Annotated in this window: 8 protein-coding genes, 1 tRNA gene and 1 pseudogene; 6 read left to right on the forward strand and 4 right to left on the reverse strand. The window is 66.6% G+C overall.

The window, feature by feature from the left end; genetic code table 11:
• Positions 1–12: 12 nt before the first annotated feature.
• A complete protein-coding gene (locus AB4Y84_RS10145; protein WP_025875165.1) occupies positions 13–249 on the forward strand; it encodes a hypothetical protein in 237 nt (78 codons plus the stop codon).
• Between the two features lies 1 nt (position 250).
• On the opposite strand, the gene AB4Y84_RS10150 is transcribed toward AB4Y84_RS10145, so the two are convergent.
• Together AB4Y84_RS10150 and AB4Y84_RS10155 are read right to left on the reverse strand one after the other, a co-directional pair.
• Positions 251–1,300 carry a 4Fe-4S dicluster domain-containing protein gene (locus AB4Y84_RS10150; RefSeq protein ID WP_230110711.1) on the reverse strand — a complete coding sequence of 350 codons (1,050 nt, stop codon included), beginning with the start codon at positions 1,298–1,300 and terminating at the stop codon, positions 251–253.
• Positions 1,297–1,581, reverse strand: a complete 285-nt coding sequence (locus tag AB4Y84_RS10155; RefSeq protein WP_230110709.1) for a hypothetical protein — start codon at positions 1,579–1,581, stop codon at positions 1,297–1,299. The genes AB4Y84_RS10150 and AB4Y84_RS10155 overlap by 4 nt, the downstream gene beginning before the upstream one ends.
• A 180-nt stretch (positions 1,582–1,761) precedes the next feature.
• Between AB4Y84_RS10155 and AB4Y84_RS10160 the strand changes: the two genes are divergently transcribed.
• Positions 1,762–2,202, forward strand: coding sequence for a group III truncated hemoglobin (locus AB4Y84_RS10160; protein WP_032976493.1), 441 nt, complete (start codon positions 1,762–1,764; stop codon positions 2,200–2,202).
• A 44-nt stretch (positions 2,203–2,246) separates the two neighbouring features.
• Complete coding sequence (hemN, locus tag AB4Y84_RS10165) at positions 2,247–3,656, forward strand: oxygen-independent coproporphyrinogen III oxidase (RefSeq protein ID WP_442243699.1); 1,410 nt, start codon at positions 2,247–2,249, stop codon at positions 3,654–3,656.
• Between the two features lie 9 nt (positions 3,657–3,665).
• Here the strand turns inward: hemN and AB4Y84_RS10170 are convergent, their stop codons facing one another.
• The gene (locus AB4Y84_RS10170; protein ID WP_059063732.1) at positions 3,666–4,145 is read right to left on the reverse strand and encodes a hypothetical protein; all 480 of its coding nucleotides are present in this window, start codon (positions 4,143–4,145) and stop codon (positions 3,666–3,668) included.
• Between the two features lie 171 nt (positions 4,146–4,316).
• Positions 4,317–4,403, reverse strand: a tRNA-Leu gene (locus AB4Y84_RS10175).
• A 154-nt stretch (positions 4,404–4,557) separates the two neighbouring features.
• Between AB4Y84_RS10175 and AB4Y84_RS10180 the strand changes: the two genes are divergently transcribed.
• The 3 genes and pseudogenes from AB4Y84_RS10180 to AB4Y84_RS10190 all read left to right on the forward strand — a co-directional run.
• Entirely contained in the window at positions 4,558–5,541 is a 984-nt protein-coding gene (locus AB4Y84_RS10180; RefSeq protein WP_442250088.1) for a TraB/GumN family protein, read from the forward strand.
• Between the two features lie 58 nt (positions 5,542–5,599).
• Complete coding sequence (locus tag AB4Y84_RS10185; protein WP_312786223.1) at positions 5,600–6,052, forward strand: BLUF domain-containing protein; 453 nt, start codon at positions 5,600–5,602, stop codon at positions 6,050–6,052.
• Positions 6,053–6,163: 111 nt separating this feature from the next.
• Positions 6,164–6,335, forward strand: a pseudogene (locus tag AB4Y84_RS10190) (nucleotide sugar dehydrogenase); the annotation flags it as partial.

Below are 6,335 nucleotides of genomic sequence, written 5' to 3' on the forward strand. Positions count from 1 at the left end.
AACGGAGGTCGTATGGAATACGGCATGCATGGCTTGGCTGAACGGGTACGCCGCGAACTGGAAGCCAGTTATCACAAACACGGATGCGGTCCGGCGTTCTGGGATACCTACCAGCAGGTGCTTGATCGTCTGGTTCCGCAGGGGACCGGGCGGACCGATGTCACCAACGAAATGGCGCTGATCATCGAACAACTGGGCATCGTCCGTCGCGCCCAGCTGGTACCGCCACGCCCGGGCGACCCGGGCTGACTCAGAGCAGGCGCCAAGCGCCAAAGGCCAGCAGGGCCAGCAGCATCGATGCCAAGGCGGTGGTGCGGGGGCGCCACCAGCGGCGCGGCTGGCCCGACATCACCTGCGGGCTGCAATAGTGCACCAGGCTGGGCCCGAAGCCTGCCTGCTGCTGTTGCTGGGTGCACGCTTCCAGACAGGCACCGCAGGCCAGGCAGTCGGCTTGTGGGCCATGGCGGATGTCCAGCTGCATCGGGCAGGCGCGTACGCAGGCCATGCAATCGATGCAATCGCCCAGCCGATCCGCGCTGAAGGTCGGCATCGGTCCGGCCAGCAGTGGATGTGCGGCACGGAAAACGTAGTCCTGCGCTGTGGTCGGGTCGAGCAGGCCACGACCGCGCCCGAGCACACCGCCCAATGCCGGCGGGCGGGCGCCGCGCGGTTCGCCACGGCGTGGGTCATACAACATGCGCGGGGTGTGCGGGTCGGTCAGCAACGGCTGCATGCGCGCGAACGGACAGAGCGATCGGCACACCTGCTCGCGCAGGAACCCGGCATTGCCCCAGGTGGCGCCCGCATAGAACAGCACCCAGAAAGTCTCCCATCCGCTCCAGCGGCCATCGAACGCGCCGGCGACGAGTTCGCGGATCGGACTAAACAGTCCTACGAAGGTGATCCCGGTCCACAGCGACAGCAGCAGCCAGACCACGTGGGTGACCGGCCGCGCTGCCTGCGCGGGCAGGACGCGGGCCAGTGCCTGCGCGATCCCATCGAAGGCCCGTGTCCACAGTGTCTGCGGGCAGGCATGCCCGCACCACACGCGGCCAGCCAGATGGGTGAGCAGGGCCAGGCCCACTGCCATCACTGCCAGCAGGCCCAGCAGCACGCCGATGTCATCCGGCCACAAGGTCCACGCGAACAGATCGAAGCGGCGCGCGGTGAGGTTCAGCAGCAGCGCCTGCCGGCCATTCCATTGCAGCCACGGCAGCGCATGGAACAGGACCAGCAGCGCAACGCCCAGGGTGCGGCGCCAACGCCATGGGTGGGGCGGCGGGGAAGCGATGATGCTCATCCCAGCGGCAGCTCCTCATCCTCATCGTTCGGCATCGGCCGCAGCAGATACCCGGTCACCGCGCTGGACAGTGCGGTGACGGCCCAGAACATGAAGAAACCTGCGGTGTAGCCCAGCTCACGGCTGATGGCCGTAGCCGGGAAGCTGATCGCCTGCAGCCGCAGTGGATCGACGAAGGCGAAGAACACCACGCAGGCCAGGCCGGCGGCGATGAAGCTGGGCCACAGGACTGCGCCCCAGTGCTGGATCAGCCGCTGGCGGCTGGAAGATGGTGTGTTCATGCGGGTTCGGGTTGAAGAAGGGGGCGGCGCGTATACTTCGCCGTGGTTGGCGCAGCATCCGCAGGGCATGCTTCCTGCAAGCGTGCCAGCCTAGGTGCGCCGCAGTGCGCTGACATTGATCTGGATCAACAGCGGTGGTGGCGGCATGCGGCACACTGCCGATCCGCACTTGGTGCCCTGATGAACGCAACGCCCACGACTGCCCTTCCCATTGCTTCGCCAGAGTTGTGCAGCGAGGAGGAAGTGACCCGGTTGGTCCACGATTTCTATGCGCGCGTGCGTGAAGAGGAGCGTCTGGGGCCGGTATTCGAAGGGCATGTGCGCGACTGGCCGGAACACCTGGCCCAGCTCGTCGATTTCTGGTCGGCGATGCTGCGCGGGACCCGCAGGTTCAAGGGCTCGCCGATGTCCAAGCACATGGCGATCGATCTGGAAAAGGATCTGTTCGACCGCTGGCTGGTGCTGTTCCACATCACCACGGCCGAATGCAACAACCCGCCCATGCAGGCGCTGGCCGACGATGTGGCCGCCCGCATCGCCGACACCTTCTGGCGCCGCTACCAGATGCTGCGCTGGCCGCAGGTCATGCTGCCGGTGCTGGGCGTGCCCACCAAGGATTGATCTGGGTCAAGGCGCACCGCCCGGCGTGGCGCGATGCTGGCGCCATGGACACGTTCTCTCCCGCTGCCGGTGGCCTGGCCTGGACCTTCGATCCCGATCTGCTGCGACGGCATGACCGTCCCGGCCCGCGCTACACCTCCTATCCCACCGCGCCGCACTTCCATGACGGCTTCGATGCACCCGCGCTGCGCCAGGCGATAGCCGACAGCAACCCGTTGGCGCGCGCGTTGTCGTTGTACGTCCACGTGCCATTCTGCTCCAGCCCCTGCTTCTACTGTGGCTGCAACCGGGTGATCACCCGCGACCGCGGGCGTGGTCACAGCTATGTGTCGCGCGTGCTGGCCGAGGCCGACCTGCTGGCGCCGCAGTTCGCTGATGATCGTGAAGTGATCCAGCTGCACCTCGGTGGCGGCACACCGAATTTCCTCGATGCCGATGCGATGACCGCACTGGTCGAGGGCCTGCGTCGGCGCTTCGATTTCAGCGATTCCTCGCAGCGTGATTTTTCCATCGAACTGGACCCGCGTTTCATCGACACCAGCGACGTGGCGATGCTGGCCCGGCTCGGCTTCAACCGCGCCAGCCTGGGTGTGCAGGATTTCGACCCGCAGGTGCAGGAATCGATCAACCGCGTGCAGGGCGTGCGGCAGACGCTGGATATCCTGCGTGCGTGCCGCGACAGCGGCATGCGTTCGGTCAACGTCGATCTGATCTACGGCCTGCCCGGGCAGAGCCTTGAGGGATTCGGCCGTACCCTGGAACTGGTGCTGGCGCTGCGTCCGGATCGACTGGCGGTGTACGGCTATGCGCATCTGCCTCACCTGTTCCGCGCGCAGCGACAGATCGACGAAAGCCGCATGCCCTCGCCGGAAGACAAGCTGGCGCTGCTGGGCCTGGCGGTGGAGCGCCTGTCCGCAGCCGGCTACCAGTACATCGGCATGGATCACTTTGCCTTGCCGGAAGAAGATCTGTCGCGTGCCCAGCGCGCCGGCCAGCTGCATCGCAACTTCATGGGCTACACCACCCACGCCGACACCGATCTGCTCGGCCTTGGCGTAAGTGCGATCAGTCACATCGGTACCACCTACAGCCAGAATCCGCGTGACCTGCCGTCGTGGGAGAGCGCGGTGGACCAGGGACAGCTGCCGGTCTGGCGCGGCGTCGCACTCAGTGCCGACGACCAGCTGCGCGCCGAGCTGATCCAGCAGTTGATGTGTCAGGGTGAGGTGGATGGAATGTCACTGGCCCAGCGCCACGGCATTGATTTCGAGACCTACTTCGCCGAAGACCTGCAGGCTGTGCAGCGACTGCAGCAGGATGGCCTGGCCGAATACCGCGATGGCGTGGTGCGCACCAGCGAGCCCGGGCGGCCGCTGCTGCGCCTGCTGGCGATGTGCTTCGATCCCTATCTGCGCGCTGCGCAGGAGCAGCCGCGTTATTCGCGGGCGATCTGAGCGCAGGTCTCAGCGCTTTCCGACGCCGCGTTCGGGGTGGCGAGCGGCCATGCCACCACTGGAGGTGGTGCTCCAGTTGCCGCTCAGATCGCGCACGCTGGTGGAGTAGGAGCCGTCGCTGTACTCGGTGCGCCACCGGCCGCTCAGGTCACGCTTGCTGACCGAGTAGCTGCCGTCACTGTACTGGGTGCGGATGTTGCCGCTCAGGTCAGTGCTGCTGTTGGAGTAGCTGCCATCGCTGTGGGTGGTGCGCTTGCGGCCACTCAGATCCGTGGTGGTGGTCGAACGGCTGCCGTTGCTGTGCTCGGCGGTCACCCGGCCGGACAAGTCGCGCTTGATGCGGCTGGACGATCCGTCACTGTTGCGGATATCCAGGCTTCCGTCGAGGTTGCGATGACTGTCCGAACGACTCTGCGCCGATGCCGGTGCGGTGGCCTGGGCGAGCATCGCGACCAGCGCCAGCGATGACGCGATCCCTATCCACTTCATGGCTGATCTCCTTGTGCGCGGTTCGGCGGCCGGGGCGTTCGATTCTGCCATGCCGGCTTGGAGCCGTCTTGATCGCAGCGACGTCAGCCGAATGGCCGCATCGCTTTCAACGGGCTGCTGTTGAACCAGCGGTGCGTTGGCCCATTGCGGGGGCGTCGATGCTTGATTGGGTGGTGCCCGGAGCCGGAATCGAACCGGCATGACCTTGCGGTCGGCGGATTTTAAGTCCGATGCGTCTACCAGTTTCGCCATCCGGGCCTGCAGCGCGCGCCGATTGTAACGGAATCGCCGCCGCTGCCGCCGGCTAACGCGGCTTTTACGCAGTCGGGCGCGGGGCTGGGTACAGTCCGCCAACATTTCCGGGAATGGCGATATGCGTGCACGCGGCGAGCGATGGATCGGATGCAGTGCCGTGCTGGGGCTGATGCTGGCGATCGGCCCGGCTGCCGCGCAGCAGGTGCCTGCGCCCACCGGGGCGGTGGTGGACATGGAGACGGTGCAGGTGACCGGCGTACAGCCCGGCCCCGGCCTCTGGAAGGTCACCGCTCCACAGGGGAATGTGTTGTGGATCCTGGGCACGGTCTCGCCGTTGCCGAGCGGTGTGCAATGGCGCTCTGACGAAGTCGAACGGACCATTGCCGGCGTCGACCATGTGCTGGGCGATCCGGGTTTCGCCCTCGATGCGAAGATCGGTGTGTTCAAGGGCCTTACCCTGCTGCCACTGGCGTTGAAGACGGCGCGCGATCCGCAGGGGCGCACGCTTGACCAGATCCTGCCGCCGGCAACGCACGCGCGCTGGCTCGGCCTGAAACAGACCTACCTGGGCAATGACCGTGGCGTGGAAAAGGACCGTCCGCTGGTGGCCTCCGGCCGCTTGTACCAGGCCTTCCTCAAGCGCAACGGCCTGCGCGATGGCAAGCAGGTCAAGGAAGCACTCGGGCGCGCGTACAAGGCGCACGATCTGAAGCCGGAAGACGTGCAGGTCAAGCTGAAGGTCGACGACATCCGTGGCACGTTGAAGGAGCTGCAGGCCACCGAAGTCGATGACCGCGCGTGCTTCGAACGCACGCTCGACACGGTGGAATTCCAGGCACCGGTGTTGCGCGAGCGCGCCAACGCCTGGGCACTCGGCGATGTCGCCGCACTGCGCCGGCTGTCGGGCTCGTCGATGGCCCGGACCTGCCGCGAACTGCTGCAGGATTCGGCCTTCGTGCGTAGGCGTGGCTGGAGCGATATGCCGCAGCAGGTGCGCACGCGCTGGCTGCAGGGCGTGGATGCGGCGCTGACCCGTCACCCAGGCACCTTCGCGACGGTGCCGGTCAGCCTGCTGCTGGGCGAGGGCTATCTGGATGCGCTGGTGCAACGCGGCTACCAGGTCGAGTCGCCGCCGGAATAACCAACGCTTGAAGTCCTCGTGCTTCCTGTCATATTCCTCTGCACTCAGGAGGGGAGTGATGGACATGCCGTTGCATGCGTACGCCTATGTCAGCACGGCCAGGGAGGGACTGGACGTGCCCGAGCTCGATGCATTGCTGGCCGATGCGACCGCGTTCAACCGCATGGCCGGGGTGACCGGGGCGCTGATGTTCGATGGCAGCCGTTTCCTGCAGTACATCGAAGGCCCACGGGATGGGCTGGCTTCGGTGCACGCGCGGATCGGCAACGCGCGTCGCCACGGCAGCATCATCCAACTTGCCGCAGGCCCAATCCCGAGCCGCTGGTTCCCGCGCTGGACGATGGCCAACCGGCACGTGGATGCGGCGACGCTGGGCAGCATCGTGGCGGCCCCGTGGCATGGTTTCAGCCTGGCGCAGGAGCCCCCGGAGCATGGCTTCTGCCTGTTGTTGCGGGCCTGGACGGGGCGGCACGGCGAACTCGAGCCGGCGGCCGTCAGCCTCGGATCCTGATCGGGGCGTGGTCTGGCGCCGCTGCCGCGGTTAACCTTGTCGGCATGTTTGCCTGCACCCGGACCCTCGCATGACCCAGTGGACACCGTTGCCGCCTGCTGGACGCCGCGCATGAGCGCGCCGATCGGCGCAGCACAGATGCCGTCCCCGGCCATCATCGGCCTGGGGTATGTCGGGCTGCCGTTGGCGGTGGCTTTCGGCCGGCAGCTGCCCACGCTGGGGTACGACATCGACGCTGCGCGCATCGCCGAACTGGCTGGCGGGCAGGACCACACGCTGGAGA

It is taken from the genome of Stenotrophomonas sp. 2YAF22 (assembly GCF_052114665.1).
Classification (GTDB): domain Bacteria; phylum Pseudomonadota; class Gammaproteobacteria; order Xanthomonadales; family Xanthomonadaceae; genus Stenotrophomonas; species Stenotrophomonas indicatrix.